The following is a 17,523-nucleotide window of genomic DNA, read 5'->3' on the forward strand; positions in this document are numbered from 1 at the left end:
TGAAATGAACCTGTCCCCCCGCGTCCTCGCTACTGTTCTGCTGGTTATCGCCAGCCCATGGGCAGCTGCCGCGTCTACCGTCGACCTGACCGTCAAGGGGCTGATCGTGCCCTCGGCCTGCACCCCCACGCTGTCCAACGCCGGCACCATCGACCACGGCAAGATCGCTTTCAAGGACCTCAACCCGACCACCCCGACCAACCTGAAGGCACAAACCATCGACCTGGCCGTGGCATGCGACGCCCAGACCCTGATGGCTCTGCAAACCACTGACAACCGTGCCGACTCAGGCATCCACGGCGGCTACGGCATTGGCCTGGTCAACGGCAGCCAGAAACTGGGTTACTTCAACCTGACCATCGCCAAGGCCGTAGCCGATACCGTCCCCGCTGACTTCGTCTACTCCCTGGATGGCGACCGTTGGTTCTGGCAAGACATCAACGATGCATGGATTACCAATTACATGATCGCTCCCAGCCTGACCACCTTTGCCGCCCCCATCCCGGTGCAAAACCTGTCCGCGATGCTGACCGTCTACACCATCATCAATCGCAGTGACGCCCTGCCCGGCGGCACGGAAATCCCGATCGACGGCTCCGCAACACTGACCGTGCGCTACCTGTAACCCCTCGACCGCCCAGCCCGAATCACGCCAGGTAACTGATCGTCATGAATATGCTTCTCCGCTCGCTGGTACTCGCGTTTTTGCTCGTGGGTGTGCCGTTGACCTTTGCCGCCTCGGGCGTCGATCTGCAGGTTGAAGGCCTGATTACCCCCAACGCCTGTCTGGTGTCGCTGTCGGACGATGGCATGGTGGACCACGGCAAGATTCCGGCACGCCGACTCAACCTCGATGAGTTCACCGTGTTGCCGAGTTTCCCCATGGCGCTGGGCGTGAGTTGCAACGCAGCGGTGCTGTTCGCCCTCGTGGGCGTCGACAATCAAGCCGACTCGTCCCTGGCACCTGATTTTTTCTACGGGCTGGGCATGAACCACCAGGCACCCACCGAGCGGCTGGGCTCGGTGGCCCTGTCGCTGCGTGGCCCTGTGGCCGACGCACAACCGATGCAAACCTTGACCTCATCCGACCAAGGCGCTACCTGGCACGTGGAGCCCAACGCCTACCCGAACAGATTCATGGCCTTCGCCGTACCGGGCAGCCTGATACCCGTGCCCCTCAGGAACCTGGTGGTCAATCTGCGAGTGGACACCTCGATCAGTCCGGCCAACAACCTGACATTGAAGGAAGAAGTGCCCCTGGACGGCTTGATCACCCTGGAGTTGCGTTACCTGTAATCCGTGCTACTGACTATTTGGAGAACGTCTGCATGACCCCTTTATTCACTACCCTGCGTCGCTTAAGCGCCGCAGGTTGCACGCTGCTGGCCTGTTTCCAGACGCTGCCGGCTGCCGCTGACGGCATGGTGCCGGACACCTCGGTGGTGATCGTGCACGAGGAGGCCGGTGAAACCTCGGTAGCCGTCACCAACACCGACCCCGACCTGGCCCTGCTGCACGTCACCCTCGAGGACATTCCCCAGGACATTGAACCCTTGCTGTTCGTGACCCCGCCCCTGACCAGGGTGGAGCCCGGCAAGAGTCAACTGGTGCGGTTTATCCTGCAAACCAAACAACCGTTGACCACCCAACGCCTGAAACGGGTGGTGTTTGAAGGCATACCTGCCAACCGTAAACCCGCCAAGGCCGGGCATGCACGTGTAGGTGTCACGGTGCGCCAGAATTTGCCGGTGATCCTGCACCCCAAAGGCCTGGCCACCAACCGCACACCCTGGACCGACCTGAAATGGTCGCTGCAAGGTGAGCAACTGTGGGTGCACAACGACACACCCTACGTCGTGCGCCTGGCTCAGGAGCTGCAACTGTTGCCCGGCGACAACAGGGCACTGCTGCCGCGAGCCTATGTGCTGCCTGGGGAAAACATCCCGATCCAGGCAAACGCCGCGGGCGCCACCACCGTACGGTTTCAACCCGCCACCGTGTACGGCTTCGCGGTCAGCGCCTATGACGCGCCCCTGACACCTGCCCGGCCTTAGCCTCCTCAAGCACTAACCTGGGCCACCAGCGCCCACACCCGAGTGAGTTCTGTGAACACAGTCATGATTTGCCATGACGGCGAAGCCTTGCCCGTCATTCGGCCGCGCGCCCTGCGCCGTGGCCTGATCCACCCGGCAACCCGGTCCGTCATCCCGCTGGCCGGCGTCCTGTGGCTGGCAGAGGCCGTGGCCCAGCCAGCGGCAGCTACCTTCGACGCCACCACACTGCAACAACGAGGTATCGACCCGGGACTGGCCATGCTGTTGGTCCAGGCCCCGCGTTTCGGCGGCGGCAGTCATCCCGTCACGTTAAGTGTCAACGGCCGCCCGAAAGGACGGGTAAACGCCCACTTCACCGCGGACGGCGAGCTGTGCTTCGACCAGTCGCTGCTGGATAAAGCCAACCTGCTCGGCACAGTGCCCGACAGCGACGAAACACTGCGCTGCCATGATTTCATGACGCGCTGGCCCACCACCCAGGTTGAACAGGACACCGCCAACCTCGGCCTCTCGCTGATCGTACCCACCGATGCCTTGCGCCCGGTGGTGCGGGATTTTTCAGGCTATGAAACCGGTGGCTTCGCCGGCTTGATCAACTACGACCTGACCGGGCTGTACAGTCACTACGGCGATCAAACCAGTCGCTACGGCTCGGCCAATACCGAAGTCGGCTTCAACGCCGGTGACTGGATCGTGCGCAGCCGCCAAGTACAAACCTGGCAGGACGACGACTCGCGCACCACCCACCTGGAGGCCTACGCCCAGCGCACCTTTGCCCAGCAGCAACTGGTCCTGCAAGCCGGCCAGATCAACCTCTACAACCCGGTGCTGGCGGGCGCGCAGATCACTGGCGTGCAGGTACTCACCGAGCAGGCCCTGCAAGAAGAAAACCAGGGCTCGACCATTGACGGCATCGCCTACAGCCAGGCCCAGGTGGAGGTGCGGCAGAACGGTGCGCTGATCCACTCCACGGTGGTGCCGGCCGGGCCGTTTTCCCTCAGTGATGTCAGGCGCCTGGACAGCCGTTCGGACGTCGAAGTCACCGTCAAGGAGATAGACGGCAGCGAGCGCCGTTTCACTGTGCCGGCGGCCATGCTCGGCGTGGGCCTGCCCGCGCCCGGGTATTCCGTAGCGGCGGGCCGGGTGCGCGATATCAGCCACGACCAAAGCGCCGAGCCCTGGGTGGTCAGCGCCGGCTGGAGCGGCGGCGTGCTGCCGGGCGTGAACCTAGCCGGTGGCAGCTTGCTCGCCGACAGCTATCAGGCCGCCGGCATCAGCCTGGGTACCCAACTGTGGACCAACGCCGACGTGCAGGCCTCATTGACCGCTACCGACGCGCGCCGCCACACACAACGACGAGGCATACAAACCGATCTATTGCTGTCGCAACAGCTGAACGATCGCTGGTCGTTCTACCTCGGCACATCCCAGCGCACCGAGGGCTATCGCGAGTTACAAGAAAGCATCGCCGAGCGCTACGCCGACGAGCGCAATCAGCGTTATCGCGACCAGCAAAGCGCCGGCGTGGCCTGGTCCCACCCCTGGATGGGCGCCTTCAGCACCGGCTACTCGCGCTCGACCTTGTTCGACGGACGCAACAGCAGCCGTGCGCTGGCCACCTGGGGCACGCGGGTCGGCAATGTCTCGGTGTCGGCCAGCGCCGAATGGCAAGTCAGCGGCAGCCAGGGTCGCGACGACAGCCTCTACCTGAACCTGAGTATTCCCCTGGGCGAAAGCCGTCGCGCCCGCACTTGGCTGCGCAACTCCGGTGGCGAACACCGCATCGGTGTCGGGCTCAACGAGCAGCTCAATGATCAACTGAGCTACCGCGCCGGCGTCGAGCGCGACTCCCGTGACCGGCAAGTGCAATCGAGCCTCGGGGTTTCGGCGCTGCCGCGCTATACCCAGCTGGACCTGAACTACAGCCGCGATGACGCCGAGCGCGACAGCTATCAAGGCAGCGCCCGCGGTGCGGTAGTGATGCATGGCGACGGTGTGACATTGTCACCGTACCCGGTGCGCGACACGTTTGCCGTGCTGTCGGTGGCGGACATTTCCGGGATCAAGGTCAACACCCCCAGCGGCCCGGTGTGGACCGACTGGCAAGGCCAGGCCGTCGTGCCGCAGGTATCGGCTTATAGCCGCACCGCCGTGGAAGTTGAAACCCGCACCCTGCCGCGCAATGCCGACATCAACAACGGTCTGGCACAGATCACGGCCGGACGCGGTGCCGTCGACCGCGTCGACTTCGGCGTCAGCCTGACACGCCGCGCCCTGCTCTCCGTCACCACCGTGGACGGCAAACCACTGCCCAGGGGCGCCTCCGTCAGCAGTGCCAACGGTGAGTTCATCACCCTGGTCCAGGACGGTGGCCAGGTCTTCCTGACCAACGCGCTGGAGCAACCGTCACTGTGGGTCAAGGCGCCAGGGCAGCCACCGTGCGAAGTGCACTACCAATTGCAGGCCAAGCCTGACACCCAGTCGTACTACGAAACCGCTGCGGCCCAGTGCCGTACCCCTTGAGGAGCAATGCCTGTGATTTCCCGTTTGTGTCGCCCGCTGGCCGGGCTTGTATGGCTGGCCGGGGTAGCCCTCGGCACGCGGGCGCTGGGCGATGAATGCCGGTTGAGCCTGAGCCAGTCGTCCGTGGATTTCGGCCAGTTCAATCGAAGCGTGCAAAGCACCCCGGCAACGCAATACCCGGTGGGGGAGCAACACCTGAGCCTGACCCTCGCCTGCGATCACGTCAAGGACATGAGCCTGTTCTACAACGCCGTGAGCAACGGGGCGGAACGCTTTCGTTTTGCCGAGCACGGCGAATATGCCTTGCGACTGCGCAACGGCGTGTTGGACGGGCAAGCGGTGGAGCTGGGCGTGATCGCCGGTCAGGGCCAGCCGCCCGGCGAAACCGCCGCAGAGTTGGCTTGGCGCCCTACCGTGGGTGTGGTGCCGGTGCGCGCAGGTGCGCCGGTGCAGGGTAAGACCTTCTCCGTGCAACTGGACATCAGTGCCTGGGCCGAGGAACCGGCACTGCGGGTCCGCGAGGCGCTCGTCTGGGAAACCTCCGGGGTGTTCGAAGCGTCGGCCGGGGCCGCCAGCCGCGAATTGCAATTGCGCGCCACCTTCGCCCCGACCGCCTGTGAACTGAGCCTGTCAGGCGGGGGGGTGGTGGACTTTGGCCGGATTTCACGCAACGACTTGAACAGCGGGCAATCGACGCGCCTGCCGTCCAAGTCACTGATGCTGAACCTGGGTTGCGATGCCCCGACGCGGTTCGCCTTGCGCATGCAAGACAATCGCGACGGCAGCGCCACGGTCAACAGCGAGATTTACTACGGCCTGGGCCTGGACCAGAGCGCCAACCGCATCGGCCTGTACTCATTGGTCTTCGACCCCACCGACGCCTCAGCCGACAGTTTCCCGCGCCTGTATCGCACCGACTCCACCACCGCCGGGGTGGCCTGGAGCCTCAGCAACGCCAGCCCCTTGCCGGTAGGTGCCAACAGTTACCTGGGTTTCAGCCCGATCGGCGGCAGCCAGGCGGGCCCGGTCGCCATTCAACACCTGTCGAGTCGGGTGACCGTGGAGGCGGTCATCGCCCCGACCAACACCCTGGACCTGAGCACCGATGTAGTGCTCGACGGTTCGGCCACCTTGGAAATCATCTATCTCTAGAGACTCACCGATGAACAGAACAGTGTTAACCCCTTTGATCGCATTGGCATGGCTGGGCAGTCTCCTGCCGGCTCAGGCTGCGTCCACCACGGACTTGAGTGTCTACGGTCTGATCACCCCCAGCGCCTGTGAACCCAGCCTGTCCAATGGCGGCATGCATGACTTGGGAAAAATCGCCGCGCGGGACCTGAATGCCGACCAGACCACACCGTTACCCACCTACAGCCTACAAATGGCGATCACCTGTGAGGCGTTGACCCTGCTGGCCCTGGAGCCTCGGGATAATCGCCTGGGCTCCAACTACGATAGTGATAAACCGTTTAAATTCGGCCTGGGGCTGGTCAACGACCAGCAGAAACTCGGTTACATGGTATTGCGCCTCCAAGCGCTGGTTGCCGATGGCATCGCCCTGCGGCCGATCGGCCAGACTGATCCCTTTACCTGGGCTCCGAGCGCCCTCCTGTCGCCCGACTTCCTCACGTCATTCGCCGCTATCGGCACCTTGGTCCCAACGCCGGTACAGGTGCTCAATGCAGAGCTGAATATCGCGCCGACCATCGCTCCGACAAACACGCTGTCCCTGGAAAATGAAGTGCCCATCGACGGTTCCGTGACCCTGTCCATGAAGTACCTGTAAGGCGGGTGACACCGCCGAAATCATCTCATTGTGTAGGAGCATCATAGTGAACGCGATTCTGATCCCCCTGAGCGCCCTGGCCGTGCTCTGCACCAGCCTCACCGCACAGGCCGCCTCCATCATCGACCTGAGCGTGAGTGGCTTGATCACGCCCACGGCCTGCACGCCGGTGTTTGTCGGCGGTGGGCTGGTGGACTTCGGCAAGATCTCACGTAATGACCTCAACCTGACGAAAGGCACACGCCTGCCGCTGCGGTACCTGAGCCTGACCGTCGGTTGCAACAACGCGACACGCTACGCGTTGCGCATGCGTGACAACCGCGACGGCACTGCCCACGTAAACAGCGAGATTTTCTATGGGCTGGGGCTGGATAGAAGCGGCAACAAGCTGGGGGTGTATTCATTGAGCTTCGACCCCAAACAGACCGCCGCCGATGGTTTGCCGGTGATCTACGGGACCGAGTCCACCACCGGCGGCTTGGCCTGGCGCACCTCCAACAGCAATCCCATCGATATCGGTTCCAGGAGCTACCTGGGATTTACCGACCTGGAGGGCAGCACGGCCGGGCCTTCATCGATGCAGAATCTAAGCACCACGGTCAAACTGGAAGCCACCCTCAACGCCCGGCAAAATCTTGACCTCAGCGAGGAGACACCCCTGGATGGTTCGGCGACGCTGGAAGTGGTGTACCTGTGATGCACCTCTTCCACGCCAGGCTTCAAACGCTTTCGCTGCTGACGGCGACGTACCGCGCTCGCCCCGCTCCCAGCCCCGCAATAATCGCCCCCAGGCCGAGCACCGCAAAGATCCAGCCCACTGCGTTCCAGCCGCCGGTCCAGTCATGGACCAGCCCGACTGCAAACGGCCCAAGGGACGCCAGTGTGTAGCCAAAGCCCTGGGCCATGCTCGACAGGTTGGCGGCCACATGAGCGTCGCGCGAACGCAGCACGATCAAGGTCAGCGCCAGGCTGAAGGTGCCGCCCTGACCCAGGCCGAGCAAAATCGCCCAGCCCCACAAGCCGTCGAGGGGTGCGTACAGGCAACCGAACAGCCCGCCAAGGGTCAGCAGCATGACCACCACAATTGCCAGGCGCTGGTCCTTGCCTCGGGTGGCCAGCCACGGTGCGGCCAGGGAGCTGAACAATTGCACGATGATGGAGCCCGATAGCGCCAACCCGGCTTCAGTGGCACTCAAGCCGCGGCCGATCAGGATCGACGGCAACCAGCCAAACACGATGTACGACAAGGATGATTGCAGGCCCATGTACAAGGTCACCTGCCAGGCCAGCGGGTCACGCAGCAACCCCTTCACGCGGTAAGCGACGTGATGGGCACCGTGCTTTTGCCCGACTTGCGGCAACCAGAACAGCATCGCCACCAGGGCCGGCAGCGCCCAAAAGCCAAGGCCGATGTTCCAGCTGTCGCCGAAGGCCTTGCTCAGCGGCACCGTGGCACCGGCGGCCAACGCAGCGCCCAGGCACAACGCCATGGTGTAGACGCCCATCATGGCGCCCGCCTTCTTGGGGAAATCGCGCTTGACGATACCCGGCAGCAACACGCCGATGACGCCGATGCTTGCACCGGCGAGCAGGCTGCCGGCAAACAGCCCGACTTCACCGACCGAACTGCGCAGGATGATCCCGGCAGCCAACGTCAACAAGATTCCCAGCACCACGCGCTCAGCGCCAAAGCGCCGGGCCAGGACGGGCGCCAGCGGCGCGAACAAGCCCAGGCACAGCACCGGCAAGGTCGTCAGCAAGCCGGCTTTGGCCGCTGACAACCCCAGGCTCTGTGAGACATCAGCCAGCAGCGGCGCCAGGCTCGACAGCGCCGGGCGCAGGTTCAGCGCCACCAGGATCAGGCCGAGCAGCAACAACCATGGGCGGCGCACCAACGGCTGGCTGTGCTGGACAACCTCATCGTCCGCTTCGGCGTCGATCAAGAGTTCGTCGAGTTCAGGTGTGCGCTTGGCTTCAAGGTTCATTGATCAACTGCCGGCAGAGGGATTTGGCGCGTTCCGGGTCTTGGTTTTCCACGGCGTCGAGCAGGGCAATGTGCAGGTCGAATACGGCCTGGCGACGCGGTGAAATGTTCAGAGTCTGGCGCAACTGGGCAGCGACGATGCGGGAGAAATACTGGTACAGCTCGCTCAACGCGGGGTTGTGCGCCGCGTCTACCAAGTGTTTGTGAAACACCAGGTCAGCACTGATGTAGGCCTCCAGATCACCGTGATAAAGCTCGCCGCTGGTCTCGAGCGCCTCGCGCAACGCGTTGAGGTCATCCTTGGTACGGCGCAACGCCGCAAGCCCTACGGCCTCTACTTCGAGAATCTGCCGCGTCTCCTGCGCTTGCTCCAGGGTGCAGTGGGATAACGCGCGCATGGCGCCCAGCGGGTCGGTCATGGAACGCAAATAACTGCCGTCGCCCTGGCGGATCTCGATCAAGCCGGAAAACGCCAACACGCGCATGGCCTCACGCACGGTGTTGCGGCTGATACCCAACTCAGCGGACAGCTCCGGCTCGGTGGGCAGGCGTTCACCGATGGCCCATCGGCCTTCAGTGATGCGCAGGCGTAACTGCTCAAGGGCCTGGTCGACCAGGGAGCGTTTGATCAGCGGGGCGATGTCTGTCATGGGCTCAGCGCTTTCGTCCAATCATAGGATGAATTTTCCTACAGGCTATTCGGAGTTGCCTACAAAGGCAACGCACTAGGGTTCTTGGGTGGGTAAAGGAGCAGTATTTTCGATTGGTAAAATTACCCTTTGAGGGTAATTATGGACTCAGGTGTCTTATGGAAAAGTACACACCTCATTACGATTTGGCGGTGATAAAGGCGGATGTGAGGCGGCTTGGCAGCAGGGCGTTCACGAGGACAGCAAAGGAGTCCGGCGAGAAACTCGGCTTTAGTATCGAGGGAATGCAGATCGTGATTTACGAGTTACAAAACAGGATGTTGTACAAGTCGATGACTGCCTACGGCAATCATCGAATGTGGCAGGACGTGTACCACACGCAAGTGAAAGATCGGGAGATTTACATCAAGGTCACTTACGCCTTAGACGGTGCCCCTCCGGTGATCTCCTTCAAGGAGAAAAACGTATGAAGGTAAAAGATTGCTACATTTGTGGCGCTCCCAGAGGATTGACCTATTTCGAGGGCCGCAGCGAAACCATCAGCATTAAAGGTATGGACCGCCGGGTCGACGAACTTTCAGGGTGGGAGTGCAAAGTATGCGGTGATGGTTTCTGGGACCCAGACAACGACAGTACCGACCGCTACGATGCAGCAAAAGATGCACTGACACTCGCCGCCCGAAAAATGATCGGCACCGAAATGAAACGTACCCGTCGCAAACTGCACCTTACCCAAAAGGAAGCCGTGGAATTACTGTCCGGTGGCGGCCACAACGCATTCTCTCGCTACGAACGTGGCGAGTTGCTTGCCCCTAAACCGTTGGTGCTGCTGATGCGGCTTTTGGATCGTCACCCACATTTGCTTGCGGATGCGAAAATCCTGGCAGAAGGCGCTGATTTGCGTGGCGCCTTCACCTACACCGTGAACGACGAAGCACAAGCACTCAAGGTGTCCTAACCCCAAAAAATAAACCCGGCACCAGGCCTAATGCCAGTCAGTTAAGAAGCAGCATGAGCGAAAAGTAACCCGTGGCGAGGGAGCTTGCTCCCGCTGGGTCGCGAAGCGGCCCCAAAAATGGGACTGCTGCGCAGTCCAGCGGGAGCAAGCTCCCTCGCCACAGGTACAGTGCTCACCCTTAACTGACTGGCATTAGGCACCAGGCCGGGTTTATCGTTTCAAGCATCGATCAATGCAAAATCTGGCTCAAGAACAACTTGGTCCGGTCATTCTGCGGGTTGTCGAAGAAGTCATTCGGTGCCGCCTGTTCCACGATCTCGCCCTTGTCCATGAAGATCACGCGGTTGGCCACGGTGCGGGCAAAGCCCATTTCGTGGGTCACGCACAACATGGTCATGCCGTCTTCGGCCAGGCCGATCATGGTGTCCAATACCTCTTTGACCATTTCCGGGTCGAGTGCCGAGGTCGGCTCGTCGAACAGCATGATTTTCGGCTTCATGCACAAGGCGCGGGCAATCGCCACACGCTGCTGCTGGCCACCGGACAGTTGCCCCGGAAACTTGTGGGCCTGCTCCGGGATGCGCACGCGCTCCAGGTAATGCATGGCAATTTCTTCGGCCTTGCGCTTGGGCATCTTGCGCACCCACATCGGCGCCAGCGTGCAGTTCTGCAGGATGGTCAGGTGTGGGAACAGGTTGAAGTGCTGGAACACCATGCCGACTTCACGGCGGATCGCTTCGATCTGCTTGAGGTCGTTGGTCAGTTCCACGCCGTCGACCACGATGCGGCCCTGCTGGTGCTCTTCCAGACGGTTGAGGCAGCGGATGGTGGTGGATTTGCCCGAACCCGACGGGCCACACAGCACGATACGCTCGCCCTGCTTGACGTTGAGGTTGATGTCTTTCAACACGTGGAACTGGCCGTACCACTTGTTGACGCCCTGCATCTGGATAATGCCTTCAGGGCTCACAGGCTGTTTGATCGCTTCGCTCATAACAACAACTCCTAACGCTTGTGGCCTGTGTCGAGCTTGTGTTCCAAATGAATGGAATAGCGCGACATACCAAAACAGAAAATCCAGAACACCAAGGCGGCGAACACGTAGCCTTCAGTGGCCATGCCCAACCATTTCGGGTCGGCGGCGGCTTGCTTGACGCTGTTGAGCAGGTCGAACAGGCCGATGATGATCACCAGGCTCGTGTCCTTGAACAGCGCGATAAACGTGTTGACGATGCCGGGAATGACCATCTTCAGGGCCTGCGGCAGAATCACCAGGCCCATGCTGCGCCAGTAACCCAAGCCCATTGCTGCGGCCGCTTCGTACTGCCCTTTGGGAATCGCCTGCAAGCCCCCGCGTACCACCTCGGCCACGTAGGCCGACTGGAACAGGATCACGCCAATCAGTGCGCGCAGCAGCTTGTCGATGCCCATGCCTTCCGGCAGGAACAGCGGCAGCATCACCGACGACATGAACAACACGGTGATCAACGGCACGCCGCGCCAGAATTCGATGAAGGTCACGCAGACCACACGAATCGCCGGCATATTCGAGCGCCGACCCAACGCCAGCATAATGCCCAGTGGCAAGGCGCCGGCGATGCCAACGGTGGCGATCACCAGGGTCAGCATCAGGCCGCCCCATTGGCTGGTCGCCACGTTGGCCAGGCCGAAGATCCCACCGTGCAGCAGGAAGAAGGCGATGATCGGGTACAGCACCAAAAAGCTCAGCCCGTAGATCGCCTTGCGTTGAAAGCGCGAGACGAACAACGGCGCCACGCCGACGATGGCCAGCCACACGGTCAGGTCTACGCGCCAGCGCAGGTCGCCGGGGTAGTAGCCGTACATGAACTGCCCGAAGCGCTGTTGGATAAACACCCAGCAGGCGCCCTCCTTCGTGCAATCGGCGCGCGTGGTGCCGACCCAGTTGGCGTCGATGATCGCCCAGCTCAGGATCGGCGGCACCACCAGGTAGATCAGGTAGAACGCCAGTAATGTCAGCAGCGTGTTGAGCCAGCTGGAGAACAGGTTGGCGCGCATCCATGCCATCGGCCCGAACACTTTGTTCGGCGGTGGCATATCAGGTTTGAAAGTATGCGTACTCATGGGCGTTTCCTCACCGCTCGATCAGCGCAATGCGCTTGTTGTACCAGTTCATCAGCAGGGAAATGCTGATGCTGATCGCCAGGTACACGCTCATGGTGATGGCAATGACTTCGATGGCCTGGCCGGTCTGGTTGAGTACCGTGCCGGCAAACAGCGAAACCATCTCCGGGTAACCGATACCGGCCGCCAGCGAGGAGTTCTTCGCCAGGTTCAGGTATTGGCTGGTCAGCGGCGGAATGATCACCCGCAGAGCCTGCGGGATGATGACCTTGCGCAGCGTCGGCCCAGGGCGCAGGCCCAGGGAGCGCGCGGCTTCGGTCTGGCCGTGGCTGACGGACTTGATGCCCGACCGCACGATCTCGGCAATAAATGCTGCCGTGTAGACAGTCAGCGCCAGGGTCAGTGCCAGCAGTTCCGGGATGAGTACCCAGCCGCCGACAAAGTTGAAACCTTGCAGCTTGGGCATTTCCCAGTGCAGCGGTGCACCGAAGATCAAGGCGCACAGCGCCGGGATCAGGATGAACAGCGCCAGGCCCGCCCAGAATTTGTGGAAGGGTACGCCGGTTGCTTCGAAGCGTTTGTTGGCCCAACGCGCCATCAGCACGATTGCCACGATGGCGACGACGATGCTGGCCACAAACGGCCAGAAACCGTCAGCGGCAAGCGCTGCCGGCATGTTCAGGCCACGGCTGCTGACAAAGAAGGTATCGCCGAAGTTGTGGCTGTTACGCGGCCCCGGCATGGTCAGGAACACCGCGAAGTACCAGAACAGGATTTGCAGCAGCGGCGGAATGTTGCGGAAGACCTCCACATACACCGTCGCCAGTTTGTTGATCATCCAGTTCGGCGACAGCCGCGCCACGCCGATCACGAACCCGAGCAGTGTCGCCAGGATCACGCCGATAAAGGTCACCAGCAAGGTGTTGAGCAAACCGATCACAAACACCCGGGCATAACTGTCCGATTCGGTGTAGTCGATCAGGTGCTGCGCGATACCGAAGCCGGCACTGCGCTCAAGGAAGTCGAAACCCGAGGTAATGCCTCGGTGTTGCAGGTTGGTCTGGGTGTTATTGAAGAGGTACCAGCCCAGCGAGACCACCGCCACAATCGTGATGATCTGGAAGAGCCACGCACGCACTTTGGGATCGCTGAAGCTGAGCTTCTGCTTTGGTGCGCCGATTTGATTTTGCATGAAGTGCCCCGGAAATAATGGAACAGAACATCACCCGGCGGTTGGCCCACCGGGTGACAGAACCATCAGCGATCAGCGCACAGGTGGTGCGTATTGAATGCCGCCGTTGTTCCACAGCGCGTTCAGGCCACGGTCGATTTCCAGCGGGGTGCTCTTGCCCAGGTTGCGCTCGAACACTTCACCGTAGTTACCGACTTGCTTGACGATCTGTACGACCCAATCTTTCTTCACTTTCAGGTCTTTGCCGTATTCACCGTCAGCACCGAGCAGACGTGCAACGTCCGGGTTCTTGGTGGATTTGGCTTCAGCCTCAACGTTTTTCGAGGTGATACCGGCCTCTTCAGCGTTGAGCATGGCGTAGCCAACCCAGCGCACGATGGCCAGCCACTCGTCGTCGCCGTTACGCACGACCGGGCCCAGAGGTTCCTTGGAAATGGTTTCCGGCAGAACCACGTAGTCTTTCGGCGCGGCCAGCTTGCTGCGCTGGGCGAACAATTGGGACTTGTCGGAAGTCAGTACGTCGCAACGACCGGATTCCAGCGACTTGGCGCTTTCATCGGAGGTGTCGAAGGTGATCGGGGTGTACTTCAGGTTGTTGCCACGGAAGTAGTCGGAAACGTTCAGCTCAGTGGTGGTACCGGCCTGGATGCAGATGGTTGCACCGTCCAGTTCCTTGGCACTTTTCACGCCCAGCTTGTTGTTTACCAGAAAGCCAATGCCGTCGTAGTAAGTGATGAAGCCTGGGAATTTCAGGCCCATGCCGGCATCGCGGGAGCTGGTCATGGTGGTGTTACGGGACAGAATGTCGACTTCGCCGGATTGAAGCGCGGTGAAACGCTCCTTGGCGTTCAACTGGCTGAATTTGACCTTGGTCGCGTCGCCGAAAACGGCAGCCGCCACAGCGCGGCAAACATCAGCGTCGATCCCCAGGATCTTGCCGCTGGCATCCGGTACCGAGAAACCCGGCAGGCCGTCACTCACGCCACATTGCACAAAGCCTTTCTTCTGCACGGCGTCCAGCGTGGCGCCAGCTTGGGCGAAACCACTGACACCCAGTACAGCCGCCGCGGAAACGATGGCCAGGGTGGATTTCAATACCTTCATTCAAACCTCCAGTTGCTCTTGTTGTGTCGGAGCTCGAACCTCAGCGCACCCTTATGAGGCGATATCGACCCGTGTTGGCTTTTTTGGGGTCAAGCGGCATGAGGTTGTTGCGATCAATCCAGTTGCTATCCCACAAGCGGCAGTCACTGATAGTGTTACCGTCCTGAGATAGCGCTGACATCGTTCAACACATAGCAAGGCCCGTACCAGAGTGCCGGCTGAGTCGATTCAGCCCACGGTCAATAGAAAAAGATTCAACCGTGCGACATCTTCTTAACAGATCAACCCATCGCGCACCGTTCCGACGCACTCAATCGGAGCGCACGCACATTAATGGAGCAGACATGACCGAACCCTTGATTCTTCAGCCCGCCAAGCCCGCAGACGCCTGCGTAATCTGGTTGCATGGCCTGGGTGCCGATCGCTACGACTTCCTGCCGGTGGCCGAAGCGTTGCAGGAAAGCTTGCTGACCACCCGCTTCGTTTTGCCCCAGGCACCGACCCGCCCGGTGACAATCAATGGCGGCTACGAGATGCCCAGTTGGTACGACATCAAGGCCATGAGCCCGGCGCGGTCGATCAGCCTGGAAGAGCTGGAAGTGTCGGCCAAAATGGTCACGGATTTGATCGAGGCACAGAAGAGAACCGGAATAGACGCTTCGCGGATTTTTCTCGCAGGCTTTTCCCAAGGCGGTGCGGTGGTATTCCACACGGCGTTTCTTAATTGGGAAGGCCCCCTGGGTGGCGTCATTGCCCTCTCCACCTACGCGCCCACCTTCGATAATGAGCTGGAGTTATCTGCCAGCCAGCAGCGCATTCCAACGCTGTGTCTGCACGGCCAGTACGATGAAGTGGTACAGAACGCCATGGGTCGCACGGCGTATGAGCACCTGAAGAGCCGTGGTGTCACCGTGACATGGCAGGAATACCCAATGGGCCACGAAGTGTTACCCCAGGAGATACACGATATCGGCGCCTGGCTGACCGCGCGCCTGGGCTGAAACCCGGCGTTTATGTAGCCGTATGACAGACGCACTACGCCGCGCCCGATTCTTGCATTACACTGGCCGGCGTACATTCCTTAACCAATTAATGAGATCACCGTGCTCAAAGCACTTAAGAAGATGTTCGGCAAAAGCGAGGCTGAGCCGCTCGCGCCTGATTCCAGTGCTCCAACCCCCACGCCCGGCAGCCGCAATGACGGTCAGCAGCCAGGTCGGACCGCACCTGTCACCCCGCCGAAGAAGCCGACCGTGAAGCCGCCTGAACAGGCAGAGCTGGTTGAGGCCGCTCCCGCGCCAGTCGCGCCCAAGCCGCGCCGTGAACGTGCACCAAAACCGCCCGTGATCCCATGGAAACTCGAAGACTTCGTCGTCGAGCCCCAGGAAGGCAAGACCCGCTTCCACGATTTCAAACTGGCCCCGGAACTGATGCACGCCATCCAAGACCTGGGTTTCCCGTACTGCACGCCGATCCAGGCGCAGGTGCTCGGCTTTACCCTCGCCGGCAAAGACGCCATCGGTCGCGCCCAGACCGGTACCGGCAAGACCGCCGCCTTCCTGATCTCGATCATCACCCAGCTGCTGCAGACGCCACCGCCGAAAGAACGCTACATGGGTGAGCCGCGCGCACTGATCATCGCCCCGACCCGCGAGCTGGTGGTGCAGATCGCCAAGGATGCCGCCGACCTCACCAAGTACACCGGCCTCAACGTCATGACGTTCGTCGGCGGCATGGACTTCGACAAGCAGCTCAAGCACCTTGAAGCCCGTCACTGCGACATTCTGGTGGCCACGCCGGGCCGCCTGCTGGACTTCAACCAGCGCGGCGACGTGCACTTGGATATGGTCGAAGTGATGGTGCTGGACGAAGCCGATCGCATGCTCGACATGGGCTTTATCCCGCAAGTGCGCCAGATCATTCGCCAGACCCCACCGAAGGCCGAGCGTCAGACCCTGCTGTTCTCCGCGACCTTCACCGAAGACGTGATGAACCTCGCCAAGCAGTGGACCACCGACCCGTCCATCGTCGAGATCGAAGCGCTCAACGTCGCCAGCGAGAACGTCGAGCAACATATCTACGCCGTGGCCGGTGCCGACAAGTACAAGCTGCTCTACAACCTGGTCAACGACAACGGTTGGGAGCGCGTGATGGTGTTCGCCAACCGCAAGGACGAAGTGCGGCGTATCGAGGAGCGCCTGGTGCGTGATGGTGTGAACGCCGCGCAACTGTCCGGCGATGTGCCGCAACACAAGCGCATCAAGACCCTGGAAGGTTTCCGCGAAGGCAAGATTCGTGTGCTGGTGGCCACCGACGTAGCGGGTCGCGGCATTCACATCGACGGCATCAGCCACGTGATTAACTTCACCCTGCCGGAAGTGCCGGACGACTACGTGCACCGCATTGGCCGTACAGGGCGGGCCGGGGCGGCGGGTGTGTCGATCAGCTTTGCCGGGGAGGATGACTCGTATCAGTTGCCGTCGATCGAGACGCTGCTGGGTCGCAAGATCAGCTGCGAAACTCCTCCGACACATTTATTGCGGGCCGTAGAGCGCAAACGCCCGTAAGCTGAAATGCGATAAAAAATGTGGGAGGGGGCTTGCCCCCGATAGCAGTGTATCAGTCAACAGAGGTGTTGAATGTGCCACAGTTATCGGGGGCAAGCCCCCTCCCACATTTGATTTCAGCTGATGTTGAGATAGGTGTTCGGCTGGTTATTTCCAGCGATCCGCCGCTGCGTGATCGCTGTGGCGCCCCTCTACCCAGCGCGCGCCCTCAGGTGTGTTTTCCTTCTTCCAGAACGGCGCCCGGGTCTTCAGGTAGTCCATCACAAACGCACAGGCATCAAACGCGGCCTGGCGATGGGCACTGGCGGCGGCAACGAACACAATCGGCTCACCCGGCTCCAGCGCGCCGATGCGGTGCAGCACTTCCAACTTGAGCAGCGGCCAACGCTGCTCGGCCTCCACGGCGATCTTGGCCAACGCCTTTTCGGTCATGCCGGGGTAGTGCTCCAGGAACATCCCCGACACGTCGCGGCCGTCATTGAAGTCGCGCACATAGCCGACAAAGCTCACCACCGCGCCCACGCCGACATTGGCCGCGTGCATGGCATTCACCTCGACGCCCGGATCAAACGCCTGGGCTTGCACACGAATGGCCATGG

At 61.3% G+C, this 17,523-nt stretch carries 18 protein-coding genes; 11 read left to right on the forward strand and 7 right to left on the reverse strand.

What is annotated here, in order from left to right; all coding sequences use genetic code 11:
• Positions 1–4 precede the first annotated feature (4 nt).
• The 7 genes from AC3ZU9_RS05915 to AC3ZU9_RS05945 are packed head-to-tail and all read left to right on the forward strand — an operon-like array spanning position 5 to position 7,063.
• Entirely contained in the window at positions 5–625 is a 621-nt protein-coding gene (locus AC3ZU9_RS05915) for a DUF1120 domain-containing protein (protein ID WP_122809988.1), read from the forward strand.
• A gap of 44 nt (positions 626–669) precedes the next feature.
• Positions 670–1,296 (forward strand): DUF1120 domain-containing protein, encoded by a 627-nt coding sequence (locus AC3ZU9_RS05920; RefSeq protein ID WP_012722355.1) that lies wholly within the window; start codon positions 670–672, stop codon positions 1,294–1,296.
• A 32-nt stretch (positions 1,297–1,328) separates the two neighbouring features.
• On the forward strand, positions 1,329–2,054 hold the full coding sequence (locus tag AC3ZU9_RS05925; RefSeq protein WP_043204818.1) for a fimbria/pilus chaperone family protein: 726 nt from the start codon (positions 1,329–1,331) through the stop codon (positions 2,052–2,054).
• A 51-nt stretch (positions 2,055–2,105) separates the two neighbouring features.
• Complete coding sequence (locus AC3ZU9_RS05930) at positions 2,106–4,577, forward strand: fimbria/pilus outer membrane usher protein (RefSeq protein ID WP_490090415.1); 2,472 nt, start codon at positions 2,106–2,108, stop codon at positions 4,575–4,577.
• Positions 4,578–4,583: 6 nt separating this feature from the next.
• The gene (locus AC3ZU9_RS05935; RefSeq protein WP_490090416.1) at positions 4,584–5,729 is read left to right on the forward strand and encodes a DUF1120 domain-containing protein; all 1,146 of its coding nucleotides are present in this window, start codon (positions 4,584–4,586) and stop codon (positions 5,727–5,729) included.
• A gap of 22 nt (positions 5,730–5,751) precedes the next feature.
• Complete coding sequence (locus AC3ZU9_RS05940; protein WP_318185025.1) at positions 5,752–6,366, forward strand: DUF1120 domain-containing protein; 615 nt, start codon at positions 5,752–5,754, stop codon at positions 6,364–6,366.
• Between the two features lie 46 nt (positions 6,367–6,412).
• Positions 6,413–7,063 carry a DUF1120 domain-containing protein gene (locus AC3ZU9_RS05945; RefSeq protein ID WP_405121740.1) on the forward strand — a complete coding sequence of 217 codons (651 nt, stop codon included), beginning with the start codon at positions 6,413–6,415 and terminating at the stop codon, positions 7,061–7,063.
• Positions 7,064–7,085: 22 nt separating this feature from the next.
• On the opposite strand, the gene AC3ZU9_RS05950 is transcribed toward AC3ZU9_RS05945, so the two are convergent.
• Together AC3ZU9_RS05950 and AC3ZU9_RS05955 are read right to left on the reverse strand one after the other, a co-directional pair.
• A complete protein-coding gene (locus tag AC3ZU9_RS05950) occupies positions 7,086–8,351 on the reverse strand; it encodes a CynX/NimT family MFS transporter (protein WP_102061612.1) in 1,266 nt (421 codons plus the stop codon).
• Positions 8,341–9,000 (reverse strand): FadR/GntR family transcriptional regulator, encoded by a 660-nt coding sequence (locus tag AC3ZU9_RS05955; RefSeq protein ID WP_122809992.1) that lies wholly within the window; start codon positions 8,998–9,000, stop codon positions 8,341–8,343. Before AC3ZU9_RS05955 ends, AC3ZU9_RS05950 begins: the two co-directional genes overlap by 11 nt.
• A 158-nt stretch (positions 9,001–9,158) precedes the next feature.
• On the opposite strand from AC3ZU9_RS05955, the gene AC3ZU9_RS05960 reads away from it, so the two are divergent.
• Together AC3ZU9_RS05960 and AC3ZU9_RS05965 are read left to right on the forward strand one after the other, a co-directional pair.
• Positions 9,159–9,470: a type II toxin-antitoxin system MqsR family toxin gene (locus AC3ZU9_RS05960; protein WP_490090417.1), complete on the forward strand. Its 312-nt coding sequence runs from the start codon at positions 9,159–9,161 to the stop codon at positions 9,468–9,470.
• Entirely contained in the window at positions 9,467–9,958 is a 492-nt protein-coding gene (locus AC3ZU9_RS05965; RefSeq protein ID WP_012722347.1) for a type II toxin-antitoxin system MqsA family antitoxin, read from the forward strand. The genes AC3ZU9_RS05960 and AC3ZU9_RS05965 overlap by 4 nt, the downstream gene beginning before the upstream one ends.
• Positions 9,959–10,187: 229 nt before the next feature.
• On the opposite strand, the gene AC3ZU9_RS05970 is transcribed toward AC3ZU9_RS05965, so the two are convergent.
• The 4 genes from AC3ZU9_RS05970 to AC3ZU9_RS05985 all read right to left on the reverse strand — a co-directional run bounded on the left by AC3ZU9_RS05970 (position 10,188) and on the right by AC3ZU9_RS05985 (position 14,357).
• Positions 10,188–10,952: an amino acid ABC transporter ATP-binding protein gene (locus tag AC3ZU9_RS05970; RefSeq protein ID WP_003171943.1), complete on the reverse strand. Its 765-nt coding sequence runs from the start codon at positions 10,950–10,952 to the stop codon at positions 10,188–10,190.
• Between the two features lie 11 nt (positions 10,953–10,963).
• Positions 10,964–12,061: an amino acid ABC transporter permease gene (locus tag AC3ZU9_RS05975; RefSeq protein ID WP_012722346.1), complete on the reverse strand. Its 1,098-nt coding sequence runs from the start codon at positions 12,059–12,061 to the stop codon at positions 10,964–10,966.
• A 10-nt stretch (positions 12,062–12,071) separates the two neighbouring features.
• Entirely contained in the window at positions 12,072–13,253 is a 1,182-nt protein-coding gene (locus AC3ZU9_RS05980; protein WP_046034359.1) for an amino acid ABC transporter permease, read from the reverse strand.
• A gap of 72 nt (positions 13,254–13,325) precedes the next feature.
• Positions 13,326–14,357, reverse strand: a complete 1,032-nt coding sequence (locus AC3ZU9_RS05985) for an amino acid ABC transporter substrate-binding protein (protein WP_010212954.1) — start codon at positions 14,355–14,357, stop codon at positions 13,326–13,328.
• Positions 14,358–14,701: 344 nt separating this feature from the next.
• On the opposite strand from AC3ZU9_RS05985, the gene AC3ZU9_RS05990 reads away from it, so the two are divergent.
• Together AC3ZU9_RS05990 and rhlB are read left to right on the forward strand one after the other, a co-directional pair.
• Positions 14,702–15,358 (forward strand): alpha/beta hydrolase, encoded by a 657-nt coding sequence (locus tag AC3ZU9_RS05990; RefSeq protein WP_012722344.1) that lies wholly within the window; start codon positions 14,702–14,704, stop codon positions 15,356–15,358.
• A 96-nt stretch (positions 15,359–15,454) separates the two neighbouring features.
• Complete coding sequence (gene rhlB, locus AC3ZU9_RS05995) at positions 15,455–16,924, forward strand: ATP-dependent RNA helicase RhlB (protein WP_043204814.1); 1,470 nt, start codon at positions 15,455–15,457, stop codon at positions 16,922–16,924.
• Between the two features lie 147 nt (positions 16,925–17,071).
• Here the strand turns inward: rhlB and moaE are convergent, their stop codons facing one another.
• Positions 17,072–17,521, reverse strand: coding sequence for a molybdopterin synthase catalytic subunit MoaE (gene moaE / locus AC3ZU9_RS06000; protein WP_012722342.1), 450 nt, complete (start codon positions 17,519–17,521; stop codon positions 17,072–17,074).
• Positions 17,522–17,523: the final 2 nt, after the last annotated feature.

The organism is Pseudomonas sp. A39 (assembly GCF_058145955.1).